This is a genomic window from Hydrogenophaga sp. GW823-FHT04C09, from assembly GCF_058796355.1.
This window is the reverse complement of sequence record NZ_JBXAIO010000007.1, coordinates 263,022-278,436: the sequence shown is the minus strand read 5'-3', so window position 1 is coordinate 278,436 and position 15,415 is coordinate 263,022. Positions and strand designations below refer to the sequence as shown.

Annotated in this window: 15 protein-coding genes; 1 reads left to right on the top strand and 14 read right to left on the bottom strand. The window is 69.0% G+C overall.

Annotated features, from left to right (window positions below; genetic code table 11):
• Positions 1 to 2 precede the first annotated feature (2 nt).
• From AC1Q9M_RS19965 to metC, 14 genes are all read right to left on the bottom strand, one after another.
• Positions 3 to 1,127 (bottom strand): toxin-antitoxin system YwqK family antitoxin, encoded by a 1,125-nt coding sequence (locus tag AC1Q9M_RS19965; protein ID WP_492435365.1) that lies wholly within the window; start codon positions 1,125 to 1,127, stop codon positions 3 to 5.
• Entirely contained in the window at positions 1,117 to 1,560 is a 444-nt protein-coding gene (locus AC1Q9M_RS19960) for a putative toxin-antitoxin system toxin component, PIN family (RefSeq protein WP_444688034.1), read from the bottom strand. Before AC1Q9M_RS19960 ends, AC1Q9M_RS19965 begins: the two co-directional genes overlap by 11 nt.
• Positions 1,561 to 1,626: 66 nt before the next feature.
• Entirely contained in the window at positions 1,627 to 2,985 is a 1,359-nt protein-coding gene (locus AC1Q9M_RS19955; protein WP_492435363.1) for a THUMP domain-containing class I SAM-dependent RNA methyltransferase, read from the bottom strand.
• Positions 2,982 to 4,610, bottom strand: a complete 1,629-nt coding sequence (rpoN, locus tag AC1Q9M_RS19950; protein WP_492435361.1) for an RNA polymerase factor sigma-54 — start codon at positions 4,608 to 4,610, stop codon at positions 2,982 to 2,984. Before rpoN ends, AC1Q9M_RS19955 begins: the two co-directional genes overlap by 4 nt.
• Before the next feature lie 4 nt (positions 4,611 to 4,614).
• Complete coding sequence (lptB, locus tag AC1Q9M_RS19945) at positions 4,615 to 5,412, bottom strand: LPS export ABC transporter ATP-binding protein (protein ID WP_382162753.1); 798 nt, start codon at positions 5,410 to 5,412, stop codon at positions 4,615 to 4,617.
• Positions 5,409 to 6,044: a lipopolysaccharide transport periplasmic protein LptA gene (gene lptA, locus AC1Q9M_RS19940; RefSeq protein ID WP_382162756.1), complete on the bottom strand. Its 636-nt coding sequence runs from the start codon at positions 6,042 to 6,044 to the stop codon at positions 5,409 to 5,411. Before lptA ends, lptB begins: the two co-directional genes overlap by 4 nt.
• A 122-nt stretch (positions 6,045 to 6,166) precedes the next feature.
• Positions 6,167 to 6,820: a thiol:disulfide interchange protein DsbA/DsbL gene (locus AC1Q9M_RS19935; protein ID WP_444688031.1), complete on the bottom strand. Its 654-nt coding sequence runs from the start codon at positions 6,818 to 6,820 to the stop codon at positions 6,167 to 6,169.
• A 73-nt stretch (positions 6,821 to 6,893) separates the two neighbouring features.
• Positions 6,894 to 7,595, bottom strand: coding sequence for an SPOR domain-containing protein (locus tag AC1Q9M_RS19930; RefSeq protein ID WP_444688030.1), 702 nt, complete (start codon positions 7,593 to 7,595; stop codon positions 6,894 to 6,896).
• A 14-nt stretch (positions 7,596 to 7,609) separates the two neighbouring features.
• Entirely contained in the window at positions 7,610 to 9,283 is a 1,674-nt protein-coding gene (argS, locus tag AC1Q9M_RS19925; protein WP_492435358.1) for an arginine--tRNA ligase, read from the bottom strand.
• Positions 9,284 to 9,360: 77 nt separating this feature from the next.
• Positions 9,361 to 10,629 carry a D-amino acid dehydrogenase gene (locus AC1Q9M_RS19920; protein WP_492435356.1) on the bottom strand — a complete coding sequence of 423 codons (1,269 nt, stop codon included), beginning with the start codon at positions 10,627 to 10,629 and terminating at the stop codon, positions 9,361 to 9,363.
• A 64-nt stretch (positions 10,630 to 10,693) separates the two neighbouring features.
• Entirely contained in the window at positions 10,694 to 11,707 is a 1,014-nt protein-coding gene (locus tag AC1Q9M_RS19915; RefSeq protein ID WP_492435354.1) for a Bug family tripartite tricarboxylate transporter substrate binding protein, read from the bottom strand.
• 86 nt (positions 11,708 to 11,793) lie between these two features.
• Positions 11,794 to 12,573, bottom strand: coding sequence for an SDR family oxidoreductase (locus tag AC1Q9M_RS19910; protein ID WP_382162774.1), 780 nt, complete (start codon positions 12,571 to 12,573; stop codon positions 11,794 to 11,796).
• Position 12,574: 1 nt separating this feature from the next.
• Entirely contained in the window at positions 12,575 to 13,510 is a 936-nt protein-coding gene (locus AC1Q9M_RS19905) for a 4-hydroxy-tetrahydrodipicolinate synthase family protein (protein WP_444688027.1), read from the bottom strand.
• 125 nt (positions 13,511 to 13,635) lie between these two features.
• Entirely contained in the window at positions 13,636 to 14,823 is a 1,188-nt protein-coding gene (gene metC / locus AC1Q9M_RS19900) for a cystathionine beta-lyase (protein WP_444688026.1), read from the bottom strand.
• 126 nt (positions 14,824 to 14,949) lie between these two features.
• On the opposite strand from metC, the gene AC1Q9M_RS19895 reads away from it, so the two are divergent.
• A complete protein-coding gene (locus AC1Q9M_RS19895) occupies positions 14,950 to 15,411 on the top strand; it encodes an Lrp/AsnC family transcriptional regulator (protein WP_382162782.1) in 462 nt (153 codons plus the stop codon).
• Positions 15,412 to 15,415 lie beyond the last annotated feature (4 nt).

Sequence of the window (15,415 nt, the reverse complement as noted above, 5' to 3'; positions counted from 1 at the left end):
CTTCAGATGCGCGAGCCGTCTTCCAGGAAGCGCTCTTCGCGCTCCAGCCCACCCTGCTCGTTGTACCGCTTGCGGCGCTGCAGCAGCCCGCGTTCGCCGTGTTCGTCCTCGCGCACGAGCACGCCTTCTTCGTTGAAGTACTTCTGCCAGCCCCAGAGGCGGCCGTTGCGCTCGGCGTTGACGGCCGCGGGCTTGCCGTTGTCCCAGAAACTCTCGATGTTGCGCTCGAGCTCGCGGCCTTCGCGCCGGATCTGTTGGCGCATTTTCGGTTTCCCGTTCAGGTACCACTGCTGGATGCGCTGCTCGTAGCCCTGGGCCCAGGTGGTCTCCTGCGTGAGCTGGCCGCTCTCGGCCCATTCGCGCGCCGTGCCCTCGCGGCCGCCCGGGCCGTTGGGGTCGCGTTCGATGAAGTCGGTTTCGGAACGCGGCTGGCCCGAGGTGTAGAACACGCGCTTGATGCGCCGGCCATCCTTGAGCTCCTCGTTGCGCACCAGCCGGCCTTCGCGGTCGAGCACGCTCAGGCGCTGCATCTGGCCCTTGAGGTAGCTCACGGTGCCCGAGGGTTTGCCGGGTTCGCGGTACAGCGTGACCTCGCTCGCGCGCCCGCCGTGGCCGCAGACCTCGCGGTCCTGCGGCAGCACGCTGGTCGGCGCGCAACGCAGTTCCTTCAGCGTGCCGTCGGCGAGGTAGGCGATGGTGAGCACCGTGCGGCGCTCGTCGGAGAAGTGCAGCTCCTGCAGGTAACCGGCTTCGGCAAAGTGCTTCTGCACGCCCACGTTGCTGCCGTTGTCGAGGTTCTCTTCCTTGCGCAGCGTGCCCTTGGCATCGAAGGTGCGCGCCAGACCGTGGCGGTTGCCGCGTTCGTTGACGCTGTACTCGCGCCGCTCGCCATCCGCCAGCACCATCACCACCGGGCCGACGAAACGACCCTCGCGCAGGGTCTGCTCGCGCCGGCGCACCTGGCCGTCCTCGTCGGTGCAGCGCATCACGCCGCTCTTGCCGGCCGTGGTGTGGCCGTTGTTCGGGTTCACGCTCTCGCCGTTGAGTTCGCAGCGTTGCACGGCCCAGGACGGGGCACAGACCATCAGCGCGATGCTCAGTCCCAGGAGCTGGCGTTCAAACCGCATGGGCAGGACTCCTCCATTCTCGGCAGATGGTCACGCCGATGCGCTCCATGCGCCGGGCCATGCAGAGCACGGCGTCGTCCTTGCTGACCAGCGTGGCACGGTGCGCGGCGGCGAGGTCGATGAACTTCTGATCATCGGCGTCCTTGCAGGTGAAGGCCGCCTTGGGGGCTTCGGGCACGAGCCGGGTGCAACGGTCGAACGCATCGAGCACGTCCTGCGCGGGCCGGGCATGGGCCGCTAGGCGGCGCGCGATCTGCGGGTAGGCCAGCACGCGCACCAGCTCTTCGCGCATGGCGGCGGTGGCCAGCCAGGCGCCGGCCGACCGCTCCAGCGCCTCGCGCAAGGGCGCGGTGACCGGGTCCTGGAAGACGAACAGGTCGAGCGCGATATTGGTGTCGAGCACCACCGTGTTCATTTCAACGTTCTCGCTCACTGCAGTCCTCTCACGTTGAAAGAAGTGTCTCAGTCCAGAGATGTCGAGGATCCGGCTCCGCCGGTCCTAGGCATCGCCCCCTTGAGGGGGACGCGCGGAGCGCGGCGGGGGTGCCTCACTTTTGCGCGGGGTCAGGTCGAAGCGGAACAGCCGGCATTCGATCGGGCCGTTCCACAACGGCACGCGGCGCGATTCCTTGAAGCGCATCTTGCCGGGCAGCTTGAGGTCGGGCGTGAGCAGCCAGGCGCTCCAGCCCGCGTAGTGGGTCTTCCAGTGCGCGGCGAGCTGGTTGAAGAAGTCGCTGCCGTCACCGCCATCGGCCATCTGGGCGCTCTCGCGGCCCTGGCCGGCGGTGGGTGGCGGCGGGGCGCCCACGGTGAAAGTGCGCGGCGCGCGCGGGGCCATGCGCTGGGCGCGCGCACTGGCGTTTTCACCGGCCACGCCGGCGGCGGCGATGCGCTCGCCGTAGGGCGGGTTGAGCAGCAGCACACCGGGGCGCGCGGTGGGCGGCGTGCGCTGCAGCGCGTCGCCGCCGCGCAGCTCCACCGCATGGGCCACACCGGCGCGCTCGGCGTTGCGCTGCGCGAAATCGACCATGCGGAACGACACGTCGCTGCCGAAGACGATGGGCGCATGGCCCGCCGGCCATTCGCGCTGCTGCTTCACGGCATCGGCCTTGATGGCCTGCCACACGTGCGGCTGGAACGGCAGCAGCTTCTCGAACGCGAAACGGCGCAGCTGGCCGGGCGCGATGTTCAGCGCGATCTGCGCGGCCTCGATCACCACCGTGCCGCTGCCGCAGCAGGGGTCGTACAGCGGCGCGATGGCGTCCAGCGGCGTGTCGATGCCGGCTTCCCAGCCGGTGGCCGCGATCATCGCGGCGGCCAGGGTTTCCTTCAGCGGTGCGTCGCCCTTGTCTTCGCGCCAGCCGCGCTTGAACAGCGGCTCGCCCGAGGTGTCAATGTACAGGCTCACCGTCTCGGTGGTCAGGTGCACGTAGATGCGCACGTCGGGCCAGGTGGTGTTCACGCTGGGCCGCTCGCCGCGCTTGGCGCGGAAGCGGTCGCAGATCGCGTCCTTCACCTTGAGCGCGGCGAAGTTCAGCGAGGTCAACGGGCTGTGCTGCGCGGTGATCTCGACCTTGATGGTCTCGGCCGGCGTGAACCAGATTTCCCAGGCCACCTCGCCGGCGGCGTTGTAGAGGTCCTGCTCGTTGCGGTAGCCGCCGTGCCAGAGCTGCACCAGCACGCGCTGCGTGAGGCGGCTGTGCAGGTTCAGGCGCAGGGCATCGCGCCACGAGGCGTTGAGCGCGACACCGCCGCGCGCCTTGTAGGGCGAAGCCTCGCCGGTGATGCGCTGCACCTCGGCGGCGAGCATGTCCTCCACGCCGGCGGCGCAGGGCAGAAAAACTTGAAGTTGGTTCACAGTGCTTTGCGCAGGTTCGCGGGCGCGATGCGCAGCGCCTCGCGGTATTTGGCCACGGTGCGGCGCGCGCACTCGATACCCTGCTCGCGCAGCAGGTCGGAGAGCTGATTGTCCGACAGCGGCTTGGCGGGCTCCTCGGCGGCGATGAACTGCTTGAGCAGCGCACGCACCGCCGTGCTGGAGGCGTTGCCGCCGGTCTCGGTGCCCAGCGAAGAGCCGAAGAAGTACTTGAGCTCGTAGGTGCCGAAGGGCGTGGCCATGTACTTGGCGGTGGTCACGCGGCTGATGGTGGATTCGTGCAGGCCGAGTTCGTCGGCGATCTCGCGCAGCACCAGCGGGCGCATGGCGAGTTCGCCGTGCATGAAGAAGTTGCGCTGGCGCTCGACGATGGCGCTGGAGACGCGCAGGATGGTGTCGAAGCGCTGCTGGATGTTCTTGATGAACCAGCGCGCCTCCTGCAGGCGCTGCTGCATGGCGGCGTGGCCGGCCTCGCCACCACCGTCGCGACCGCCGCGGTTCTGTCGCATGGCGTTGGCGTACACATCGTGCACGCGCAGGCGCGGCATCACGTCGGGATTGAGGATGACCTTGAAGCCCCGGCCGGCGCGCGTGACGATCACGTCGGGCACGACCACGTTGCGCTCCACGTCGACGAAGCGGCGGCCCGGCTTGGGTTCGAGGCGCGCGATCAGGCCGAGCGCGGCGCGCGCGGTCTCGTCGTCGATGCCGCAGAGGTTGCACAGGCGCTTCACGTCGCGCTTGGCCATGAGCTCCAACGGCTGGTTGCAGATGGCGAGCGCGGCGCGCGCCTCGGCTGTGTTGCGCAGCTCCAGGATCTGCAGGCGCAGGCATTCGCCCAGGTCGCGCGCGCCCACGCCCGAGGGCTCCATGTGCTGCAGCAGCTGCAGCGCCACCGCGAGGCGCTGTTCCAGCGCCTCGCGCGCCTCCAGCGCGTCGTTCGGGTCGCCCGCGAGCTGGGGCGTGCCCGAGAGGTGCAGCCAGGCGTCGGCCAGCTCGGCCAGGCTTTCCTCCAGGTAACCGTCGTCGTTGAGCGACTCGATCAGGAAGTAGAGCGCGGCGCGGTCCTCGTCCGACAGGCGCAGGCAGCGCGCCTGGTCGTGCAGGTGGTCCTGCAGGCTGACCGGGGCGCGCGCCAGGTCGGCGGCGCTGGCGGTCTCGTCGTTGTCACCCGAACCGCTGTTGCGCGCGGGCGCGTCGCCGCCCCACTCGCTGTCGTCGGGCGCCATCTCCACCGTGCCGTCGCCCTCCCAGCTTTCCTCCACCGGGGTGGCACCGTCCAGCTTGCTTTCCAGGCCATCGCCGTCACCGCTGTCGGTGCTCGCGCTGGAGGATTCGAGGGATGAGGACAAGGGCATCGGCGCCTCGGGCAGGGCCGCCTCGGCGATCTGCTCGCCGGCGCTCACCGGCACATCGGTCTGCTCCAGCCCGAAGGTCTCGCGCTCGGCGATTTCCTCCGCGCGTTCGAGGAAGGGGTTGTCGTCGAGCATCTGCTCGACTTCCTGCGCCATCTCCAGCGTGGACAGCTGCAGCAGCCGGATCGACTGCTGCAGCTGGGGCGTGAGCGCCAGGTGCTGCGAGACGCGCAGGGAAAGGCCTTGTTTCACGGCCTCACATCCTGAAGTGTTCGCCGAGATACACCCGGCGGACGTCGGCGTTTTCCACGATCTCGGCGGGGGTGCCGCTGGTGAGCACGTGGCCGTCGTTGATGATGTAGGCGCGGTCGCAGATGCCCAGCGTTTCGCGCACGTTGTGGTCGGTGATCAGCACACCGATGCCACGCGACTTGAGGAAGCCGATGATGCGCTGGATCTCGATCACGGCGATGGGGTCGATGCCGGCGAAGGGCTCGTCGAGCAGGATGAAGCGCGGCTCGGTGGCCAGGGCGCGGGCGATTTCCACGCGCCGGCGTTCACCGCCGGAGAGCGCCGGCGCGGGCGAATCGCGCAGGTGCTCCACGTGCAGGTCCTGCAGCAGGGCGTCGAGCCGGCTTTCGATGGTGGCGCGGTCCAGCGACTTGCCCTGCTCGTCCTCCTGCAGCTCCAGCACGGCGCGCACGTTGTCGGCCACGCTGAGCTTGCGGAAGATCGAGGCCTCCTGCGGCAGGTAGCCCAGCCCCAGGCGCGCGCGGCGATGGATGGGCAGGCTCTCGATCGGCTGGTTGTCCAGCAGGATCTGGCCCGCGTCGGAGCGCAGCAGGCCGACCAGCATGTAGAAGGACGTGGTCTTGCCCGCGCCGTTGGGGCCGAGCAGGCCGACCACCTCGCCCTTGAAGACCGCGAGCGACACGTCCTTGACCACCTTGCGGCTGCCGTAGGACTTCTGCAGGCCGCGCGCCTCGAGGCGGCTGACCACCGGGGCGGGGCGGCCCCTGGGGGTGGCCGCCGGGCTGGGAGAGGCATCCGTCACTGGCGGCCCTCTTCGAGCTGGGGACTGGGTTTGAGCGTGGCCGGCGGGGCGGGCGGCGGTGGGGTGGCGGGGACGCCTCCCTCCTTGGGCACGGGCGTGAGCATGGCGCGCACGCGGCCGGTGGGGTTCTGCGGCGTGCGGTTGGCCACGCCACCGTCCACGGTGAACACGTCGGTGGTGTTGTTGTACACGATCACGTTGCCCGTGGTCTCGTCGTTCAGCTGCGTGCCCTTGAAGCGCTTGAGCACCGCGTTGCCGGTGAAGCGCACGGTGTCGGCCTTGCCGTCGTAATCGATGCGCTGGCCCGTGCCTTCGATGAACTCGTCGACCAGGTCGCGCTTCTGGCGAAAGAAGCCGGGTTTGCCGTGCACGATGCCGAACTGGTTGCCCTGGGCGTCCTGCCGCACCTCGACCTGGTCACCGCGGATGATGATGGTGCCCTTGGTGATGACCACGTTGCCGGTGAACACGCTGGTCTGGCGCGCGTCGTCGTGGCGCAGCGCATCGGCCTCGGCGTTCAAGGGCAGGTTGCGGTCGGCTTTCTCGGCCTGGGCAGGGCCCGCGCACCACAGCGCGGCGGACAGGCAGAGGGCCCAGGGAACGGCGCGGCGGGAAGTGGAAAGGAGGGGCATGGGATTTTAGGGCACGAAACTTGCATTCATTGTAGCGGCGACAACCTGCTTCCCCGGGGAAGCGCCGCACAAACCACAAGGCCCGCACGGGGCGGGCCTTGGGAGCAGGGCAAGCGGTGGTTTCAGGCCTTGGCGCGCAGCTCGGCGATCAGGGCATTGGCCACCACCAGGGTGCGCGGGCCCTGCCCAGGCAGGTAGTAGCGGCCACCGATGCCCAGCGCGGGCGTGCCCTCCACCCCGTAGGCATCCTGCAGGTTCACGGCTTGCTGGGCCTTCTGGCCGGTCGCGGCGATGTCGAAGATCTCGGTGAACTTCGCGCGGTCCACGCCCTGCTTGGCCACCCAGTCGATGATGGCCGGCGGCGTGGTCAGCGGCAGGCGCTCCACATGGATGGCCTGGAAGACCTTGGCGTGCAGCTTGTCGACCAGGTTCATGGCCTCCAGCGTGAAGTACAGGCGCTGCATGGGCACGAACTGCGGGCTGAAGGCGACCGGCATGCGCCTGACGGTCACATGCGCCGGCTTCTTCTGGATCCAGTCCTCGAAGATCGGCTCGAAGTTGAAACAGTGGATGCAGCTGTAGGCAAAGAACTCCAGCACCTCGACCTGACTCACCGGGCTCTGCACCGGGGCCGGCTGGGCCAGGCGCATGAAGTCCACGCCCTCCTTGGGACCCACGCGCTGCGCCAGGGCGGGCGTGAGGGTCAGGCCACTGGCGGCGCCCAGGGCGGTGGTGCCGGCGGCCAGAAGGGAACGGGAGAAATCGCGACGTTGCATGAAATGAAACTCCAGGGGAACAGGCCCGGTTGGGGCTGGCCGGAGCCGCAAAAGTTCCCGCCGGAGGTTCGCCTCAGCGCTGCACGCGCACCAGAGCCGACTCGATGTGGTTGACCTGCAGCTGCTCCAGCGTCAGGTCGGCCAGGGCCTTCTGGTTGAAGGGGCCCACGCGCACGCGGAACACCGTGCGGCCGTTCTGCTCGCGCTCGCTGATCGCGGCATCGATGCCCAGCATGGCGAGCTTGGCGCGCTGGGCCTCGGCGTCTTCCGGCGTGCGGAAGGCACCGGCCTGCACGAAGTAGGTGAACGGGTCGGCCCCGGGGGCGGCGGCGGCCGTGGTGGCCGGCGCGGTGGGCGCTGGCGCGGCGGCCCCGGGCTGGCCCAGGCGCGACTGCACCAGGTCGCCCAGCGGGTCGGCGGCCGGGCGGGTGGCCGCGCCGGTGGCGGGCGCGGCCGGTGCCGGCAGGGGCTGGCCATCGGCCGGGGGCACCACGATGGCGCCCGGCGCCTGCGCGGCCGGCACGGCGGGCGCGGGGGTGGCCGGCACGGGGGCGCCACCCAGGCTGCGGTTCGGGTTCCAGCCCTTGTTGCGCTCGGCCTCGAGCGCGTCCTGATCGGGGTTGCGCGAGACGTTGCGGTCCACGAACGGGATCGGCACGCGCGTCACGTACACCGCCACGGCCAGCGCGGCGCCCAGGCCCACGAGCAGGCCGATGACGAAACCCATGAGGGTGCCGCCGAAGCTGCTTCGGTTGGTGGAGGATTTCTTTTTCATCGCTTGTTTCACCATCACATCTTCTGCGGGGCACTGACGCCCAGCACGGCCAGGCCATTGTGCAACACCTGCGCGGTGGCCTTCACCAGCGCCAGGCGGGCTTTTTTCACCGCCTCATCATCGACCAGGATGCGCTCGGCGTCGTAGTAACTGTGGTAACTGGCCGCAAGCTCGCGCAGGTAGAAGGTGACGTCGTGCGGCGCGAAGTCGCGCGCGGCGTCGCTCAGCATCGCCGGGTACTTGGCCAGCAGCAGCATCAGGGCCTGGGCCGGCGCGCTGTCGAGCGCGGACAGGTCGGCGTCGGCCAGCGAGGCGGCATCGCCGCCCCACGAGGCCAGCACCGAGCAGATGCGCGCGTGCGCGTACTGCACGTAGTACACCGGGTTGTCGTTGTTCTTCTGCACCGCGAGGTCGACGTCGAAGGTGTACTCGGTGTCGGGCTTGCGGCTGAGCAGGAAGAAGCGCACCGCGTCCTTGCTGGTCCATTCGATCAGGTCGCGCAGCGTGACGTAGCTGCCCGCGCGCTTGCTGATCTTGACCTCTTCGCCGCCGCGCACCACCCGCACCATGGTGTGCAGCACGTAGTCGGGGTAGCCCTGGGGAATGCCCACGCCCGCGGCCTGCAGGCCGGCGCGCACGCGCGCGATGGTGCCGTGGTGGTCCGTGCCCTGGATGTTGATGACCTTGCTGAAGCCGCGCTCCCATTTGGCGATGTGGTACGCCACGTCGGGCACGAAGTAGGTGAACGAGCCGTCGGACTTGCGCATCACGCGGTCCTTGTCGTCGCCGTACTCGGTCGACTTGAGCCAGAGCGCGCCGTCCTGCTCGTAGGTCTTGCCGGCGTCGATCAGCCTCTGCACCGTGGCCGCCACGCGCCCGCTGGTGTACAGACTGGACTCCAGGTAGTAGTGGTCGAACTTCACCGCGAAGGCCTGCAGGTCCAGGTCCTGCTCGTGGCGCAGGTAGGCCACGGCGAACTGGCGGATGCCATCGAGGTCGTTCACGTCGCCGCTGGCGGTGAACTCGCGGTCGTCGGCCTTCACGGTCTCTTTCGCGAGGAAGTCGTTGGCGATGTCCTGGATGTAGTCGCCGTTGTAGGCCGCCTCGGGCCAGCCCGCATCGCCTGGCTTGACGCCCTGGGCGCGCAGCTGCGTGGAGGTGGCCAGGGTGCCGATCTGCACGCCCGCGTCGTTGTAATAGAACTCGCGGTGCACGCTCCAGCCCTGGGTGCCGTAGAGGTTGCAGATCGCGTCGCCCAGCGCGGCCTGGCGGCCGTGGCCCACGTGCAGCGGGCCGGTGGGGTTGGCCGAGACGAACTCCACCATCAGGCGCTGGCCGTTGGAAGGCTGCACGCCGAACGCGTCACCGCCCTGCAGCACCTCGCGCACGATCTGCTGCTTGGCCTCGGGCTTGAGGCGGATGTTGAGGAAACCCGGGCCGGCCAGGTCGATCTCCGACACCCAGCGCTGGTACACCGGCTGCGCCAGCAGCAGGGCGCGCAGGTTCTCGCCGAGCTGGCGCGGGTTGAGCTTGAGCGGTTTGGCCAGCTGCATGGCCGCGGTGCTGGCGAAGTCGCCATGGGCCGCCACCTTGGGCGATTCGAACGCCGCCTTGGCGCCGGCACCGGGCGAGAGGCTTTCCAGCGCGGCGGCGAGGCCATCCAACAGTTCCTGTTTGATCTTGAGCATAGGGGCGGAATTTTACGGGGGCCGCCTTTCTCGGCGGGATCGGCGCCCTGGCGGCGCCCTGTCGGGGTCACCCCGCCTCAGCGCGCGCTGATGCCGAAGCGCTCGCCGGTGAGGCCTTCGAGGTCGATCTCGGGTGTGCGCCCGGCCACCAGGCTGGCCACGATGCGGCTGGTGCCGCAGGCCTGGGTCCAGCCGTTGGAGCCATGTCCGCTGTTGAGGAACAGGCCGCGCCAGCGCGTGGGCCCCAGGATGGGTGGGCCATCGGGCGTCATGGGGCGCAGGCCGGCCCAGAAATCCACCCGCTGTTCGTCCATGCCGCGCGGGATGAACTCGCGCACCACGCGCAGCAGCATCTCGCGCTGGGCCGGGTCGGCGCTCAGGCCATAGCCGCCCAGCTCGGCCATGCCCGCCGCGCGGATGCGCCCGCCCAGGCGCGAGATCATGACCTTGTTGTGCTCGTCCATCAGCGCGGGACGGATGTCGGGCGCGTCCGCCAGGAGCGGCACGGTGATCGAATAACCCTTGAGCGGGTAGACCGGCAGGTTCAGCCCCAGCGGGCGCAGCAGGAAGGGGGCCTGGTTGCCCAGGGCCACCACGCAGGCGTCGGCCGTCAGCCGCCCGGCCGAACTGCGCACGCCGGTGACGCGGTCCCCTTCGGTCTCCAGCGCCTCGATCGTGGTGTTGAAGCGCAGCGCCACCCCCTGGTCGCGCAGCAGCTGCGCCAGCGACTGGGCGAACCGGTGGCTGTCGCCCGAGGCGTCGGCGGGCAGCTGCAGCGCGCCGGCGATGCGGGCGCTGCGCTGCGCCAGCGCGGGTTCGCAGGCATCGAGCTCGTGCGGCTCCAGCCAGCGCCAGGGCACGCCGAAGCTGTCGAGCGCCCGCGCGGCCAGCCGCCCCAGCTCGGCCTCCTGCGGTGTGCGGAACAGCCACAGGGTGCCGTCGGCGTGGAAGTCGAAGTCGTGCAGGCCGGCTTCGTCGGCCAGGCTGCGCAGGCAGGCCAAGCTGTAGTGCGCCACGCGCTGCATGCGCAGCTTGTTGCGGCGAAAGCTCTCCGGGTTGCACTCGGCCACCCAGCGGGCGATCCAGCGCCACTGGTGCAGGCTGGCCTGCGGCTGGAAGCGGATGGGGGCGTCCGCCTGCAGCAGCATGCGCAGCACCTTGGACACCATGCCGGGCGCCGCCCAGGGGCCGGCGAAGCTGGGGCACAGGCCGCCGGCATTGCCGAAGCTGGTCTCGCCGGCCGCGCCGGCGTTGCGCTCGACCACGGTCACTTCGTGGCCATCGCGCCAGAGGTAGTAGGCCGTGGCCATGCCGACCACGCCCGCGCCCAGCACCAGGACTCTCATCGTCGGATCGGCCCGCTCGCGCGCCCACCGGCTCCACGGCCCGGGGCCGCGCAAGACCGGGTGGTCACTCGATCTTGATGCCCGCCTTCTCGATGATGGCCTGGTACTTGGCCGTCTCGCTGATGATGTACTTGTTGAAGTCGGCCGAGTTGCGGAAGGTGGCGTCGAAGCCAAGACCGTTGAGCTTGGTCTTGAACGCGGCCGACTTCGTGGAGCGCTCGGTGGCGGACTCCAGCGCCTTCAACACGGGTGCGGGCAGCTTGGCCGGCGCCCACAGGCCGTACCAGGAATAGAACTCGAAATCGCGCAGGCCGGCTTCGCGCATGGTGGGCACGTCGGGCAGCAGCGGGCTGCGCACGCGGCCGGTCTGGGCCAGGGCGCGCAAGCGACCACTCTGCACGTGGGGCAGCGAGGACAGGAAGGGATCCATCATGGCGTGCACCTGGCCGCCGATCAGGTCCTGCAGCGCCGGCGCGGCGCCCTTGTACAGCGCGATCGGGATGCCCTTGTCGGCCAGGCCGACGTCGGACACGAACTGCGCCATGCCCAGGTGGCCCGCCGAGCCATAACCGCTGGTGACGAAGCTGTACTTGTTGGGGTTGGCCTTGACCACGTTGACCAGGTCGATCACCGTGTTCGCCGGCACCTGCGGGTTGACGCTGAAGATCAGCGCGCCTTCGGCCACCATGCCGATCGGCGTGAAGTCCTTGATCGCGTCGAACTTGACCTGGCTCTTGTAGAGCAGGGGCGCCGCGGCGTGGATGGAGGCGTTGAAGTACAGCGTGTAGCCGTCGGCCTCGGCACGCGCCACCGATGCGGCGCCGATCAGGCCCGAGGCCCCCGGGCGGTTCTCCACCACCACGCTTTGTTTCAGATCCTCGGCCAGGCGCTCGGCCAGGGTGCGGGCCACGCCGTCCACCGCGCCACCGGCCGCGTGCGGCACGACGATGACGATGGGCTTGGCGGTGGGGTACGGCGCCTGGGCCAGGGCCAGGGGCGCGTGCAGCGCACCAGCGGCGGCCAGGCTGGCCAGGGCGACGCCATAACGGGTGAAAGCGCGGCGATGGATCGATTTCATGGAGACCTCGGATGGTTGGCGATGGGACGGTGGTGGGGACGCTGTCTCCGGTGACGCCGGTCGGGTGCCGGCTTGCAAAACGGATGTCAGAAGGTGCCTGGGTAGGCGCCTCCGTCGATCAAGAGGTTCTGACCGGTGATGTAGCCCGCGCGCGCCGAGCAGATGAAGCCGCACAGCGCCCCGAGCTCATGGGCCTCGCCATAGCGGCCGGCCGGGTTCTGCGTGCCGCGTTCGTGCCAGAGCTGGTCGAAGGTCTTGCCCGTGGTGTCGAGCATGCCCAGGATGTGGTGGCGCTGCGCGTCGGTGGCGAACACACCGGGCAGCAGGTTGTTGATGGTCACGTTGTGGCGCACGGTCTGGCGCGCCAGACCGGCCACGAAACCCACCAGGCCCGAGCGCGCGCCGTTGGACAGGCCCAGCTCCAGCTGCGGCGTCTTGACGCTGCGCGAGACGATGTTGACGATGCGGCCGAAGCGCCGCTCGATCATGCCGTCCACGGTGCGGCGCATCATTTCGATCGGGCCGACCATCATCGAGTCCACCGCGCGGTGCCAGTCGGCCGGCGTCCACTCGCGGAAATCGCCGGGCGGCATGCCGTCGGCGTTGTTGATCAGGATGTCGGGCGCCGGGCAGGCGGCCAAGGCCGCGTCGCGCCCGGCATCGGTGGTGATGTCGGCCGACACCCAGCGCACCGGGGTGCCCGTTTCGGCCGCGATCTCCGCCGCCGCCTGTTCCAGCGTGGCCGGCGTGCGGGCGGCGATCACCACCTCGACGCCCTCGGCCGACAGTTCGCGCGCGCAGGCGCGGCCCATGCCCTTGCTGCCACCAAACACGAGCGCCTTGCGCCCTGCGATACCCAGGTCCATGTCAGACCGCCTTCAGCTCGGGCGAGCTCCAGCCGTACTTCTTGTCCAGCTCCAGCTCCTTGACGATGCGCAGGCCCTTGAGCAGCGCTTCGCCCTCCAGGTTCTTGAGCGGCTTGCGCAGGATGCCGGAGGGCAGGCCGACGGCCTTCATGAGGGACTTGATGGCCACCGGGTTGATGGCGGAGTAGGAGTAATGCAGCATGGGCAGCAGGCCGAGGTAGGCGTCGCGGAAGCTGACCGACACGTCCGGCGTGGTCCAGGGCTTGGAAATGGTGACCAGCTCGGCGGGAGCGATGTTGCCGGTCATGTTCGCGGTGCCGTGGCCGCCCAGGCTCATGGTTGGCACGACCAGGCCCAGGTTGGGCGAATCGCAGCACATCACCGACACGTCCGGGCGTGCCTTGAGGACCTGCGCGACCTGGCCCACGCGGGTGGTCGACTCCTTGTGCACCACGTAGTTGGGGTGCTTGAAGATGCGCAGCAGGTTGTCCCAGTGCAGGTCGGTCTTGACGCGCGGCGGGTTGTTGTAGAGACCCAGCGGCAGGTCGGTGGCGTCGGCCACTTCCAGGAAATAGTCTTCCAGATCGGCCTCGGGGCCGCAGATGTAGGCCGGTGCGGCCAGGATCGCACCGTCGGCGCCGTTGGCACGGGCGAACTTCAGGTAGTCGATGGTGGTCTGGGTGTTGTTGCCAGTGCAACCGTAGAAGAACTTCATCTTCCCGGTCTTGAAGCGCGCGGTCTCGGCGATGATGGTTTCGCGCTCCTTCTGCGAGAGCATGGAGACTTCGCCGGTCGATCCCATGATGAGCACCGCGCTGGTGCCGTGGTCTTCCTGGAATTTCAGCAGGCTGCGAAAGGCGCCGAAGTCGGGGCTGCCGTCCTGGTTGAACGGCGTGATCAGGGCGACGAAGGAGCCCTCAATTTTCATCTTGCTCATGGAGAGATACCTGGGATGGGGTGGAACAGAAAAAAGGCGAACCAGTATGTCCCAAGGGGAACGATGGTAGTCGCCGAAAGGTCATTTGAAGCCGATCGTTTAGACAGATTGGAAAGAAGCTTATGTCAGGCCGCGCGCAGGCGCCGCGACATGGCCACCAGGGCCTGATCGAGGTCCGCGATCAGGTCCCGCGGGTCTTCCAGGCCCACGTGCAGGCGCAGGGCCTGGCCGCGCCAGGGCCAGCGCGCGGCGGTGTGGTCGCCGCCTGGCGTGAAGGGGATGACCAGGCTTTCGAAGCCGCCCCAGGACACCCCCAGGCCGAACAGCTGCAGCGCGTCGACGAAGCCGTGCATGTCCTGCACCGAGGTGGTCTTGAGCACCACCGAGAACAGCCCGCAGGCGCCCAGGAAATCGCGTTGCCACAGGGCGTGGCCCGGGTGGCTGGGCAGGGCCGGGTGCAGCACGGCCTCGATGGCGTCGTGGCCTTCCAGCCAGCGCGCCACCTCCAGGCCGGCGCTGTGGTGCTGGCGCAGGCGCACGCCCAGCGTGCGCAGGCCGCGCAGCGCCAGGTAGGCATCGTCGGGGCTGGTGGTCTGGCCCAGGTCCTGGGCCGCCTGCTTGATCAACGGCCAGGTCTGCGCGGTGCAGGTGGCGATGCCCAGCATCGCATCCGAGTGGCCGACGATGTACTTGGTGGCGGCCTGGATGGACACGTCCACGCCGTGCTCGAAGGGTTTGTAGAACAGCGGCGTGCCCCAGGTGTTGTCCATCACCACATGGGCGCCCTGGCGGTGCGCGACCTCCGCAATGGCCGGGATGTCCTGGATCTCGAAGGTCTCCGAGCCCGGCGATTCCACGTACACGACGCGGGTGTTGGGCCGCATCAGCGCGGCGATGCCGGCGCCGATGCGCGGGTCGTACAGCGTCGTCTCGACACCGAAGCGGGCCAGCACGCGCGAGAGAAAACCGCGCGTGGGGCCATAGGCGCTGTCGGTCACCAGGATGTGGTCACCCTGGCGCAGCAGGCCGGTGAGCACGGTGGTGATGGCCGCCAGCCCCGAGGGAAACAGCTGGGCACGGTGACCGCCTTCGAGCTGCGCGATGGCGTCTTCCAGCGCGTGCGTGGTGGGGGTGCCGAAACGGCCGTAGGTGGTGGCACCCGGCACGTCGGCGGCGCGATCGGCCTTGCGCTGCTCCCATTCGGCCATGCTGGACGAGAGGATCGTCGAGCCGCGAAAGATGGGCGTATTGACCAGGCCGCCGAAGCGCTGGGGGTCTCGGCCGAGGGAGGCCAGGCGGGTGCTTTCTTGCATGTGAGGGAACTCCTTGAGCGGCCAGTCTAGGAGCGGGGGCGGGGACGTTTTTTTCCAAATGGGCGTTCAATCCGCCTTGCAAGTGAAAAAAATTTACCATTGCCGGCCCGACACTCGGAAGCACCCATGGACAAGAAAGACCGAGCCATCCTCGCCCTGCTGCAAACCGATGCGCGGCTGCCCGTCAGCGAGATCGCCGAGCGCGTGAGCCTGTCGACCACCGCCTGCTGGAAGCGCGTGCAGCGCCTGCACGAACAGGGCTACATCCGCCAGCAGGTGTGCCTGCTCGACAGCGCCAAGCTCGGCCTGGGCGTGACGGTGTTCGTGTCCATCAAGACCAGCCACCACGACCTGCAATGGCTGCGCCGCTTCGCCCTGGGCGTGCGCGACCTGCCCGAGGTGGTCGAGTTCTACCGCATGAGCGGCGACACCGACTACCTGCTCAAGGTGGTGGTGCCCGACATCGCGGGCTTCGACGTCGTCTACAAGAAACTGATCCAGATCGTGGAGCTGTTCGACGTCAGCTCCAGCTTCGCGATGGAAGAGATCAAGTACACCACCGCGCTGCCGCTCAACTACGCCGTCTGACCTC

Bases quoted from the DNA above. Each gene is read 5' to 3' on its own strand.
- AC1Q9M_RS19965 (WP_492435365.1), bottom strand. From the start codon at position 1,127: ATGCGGTTTGAACGCCAGCTCCTGGGACTGAGCATCGCGCTGATGGTC.
- lptA (WP_382162756.1), bottom strand. From the start codon at position 6,044: ATGCCCCTCCTTTCCACTTCCCGCCGCGCCGTTCCCTGGGCCCTCTGC.
- AC1Q9M_RS19935 (WP_444688031.1), bottom strand. From the start codon at position 6,820: ATGCAACGTCGCGATTTCTCCCGTTCCCTTCTGGCCGCCGGCACCACC.
- AC1Q9M_RS19930 (WP_444688030.1), bottom strand. From the start codon at position 7,595: ATGAAAAAGAAATCCTCCACCAACCGAAGCAGCTTCGGCGGCACCCTC.
- argS (WP_492435358.1), bottom strand. From the start codon at position 9,283: ATGCTCAAGATCAAACAGGAACTGTTGGATGGCCTCGCCGCCGCGCTG.
- AC1Q9M_RS19920 (WP_492435356.1), bottom strand. From the start codon at position 10,629: ATGAGAGTCCTGGTGCTGGGCGCGGGCGTGGTCGGCATGGCCACGGCC.
- AC1Q9M_RS19915 (WP_492435354.1), bottom strand. From the start codon at position 11,707: ATGAAATCGATCCATCGCCGCGCTTTCACCCGTTATGGCGTCGCCCTG.
- AC1Q9M_RS19910 (WP_382162774.1), bottom strand. From the start codon at position 12,573: ATGGACCTGGGTATCGCAGGGCGCAAGGCGCTCGTGTTTGGTGGCAGC.
- AC1Q9M_RS19905 (WP_444688027.1), bottom strand. From the start codon at position 13,510: ATGAGCAAGATGAAAATTGAGGGCTCCTTCGTCGCCCTGATCACGCCG.
- metC (WP_444688026.1), bottom strand. From the start codon at position 14,823: ATGCAAGAAAGCACCCGCCTGGCCTCCCTCGGCCGAGACCCCCAGCGC.
- AC1Q9M_RS19895 (WP_382162782.1), top strand. From the start codon at position 14,950: ATGGACAAGAAAGACCGAGCCATCCTCGCCCTGCTGCAAACCGATGCG.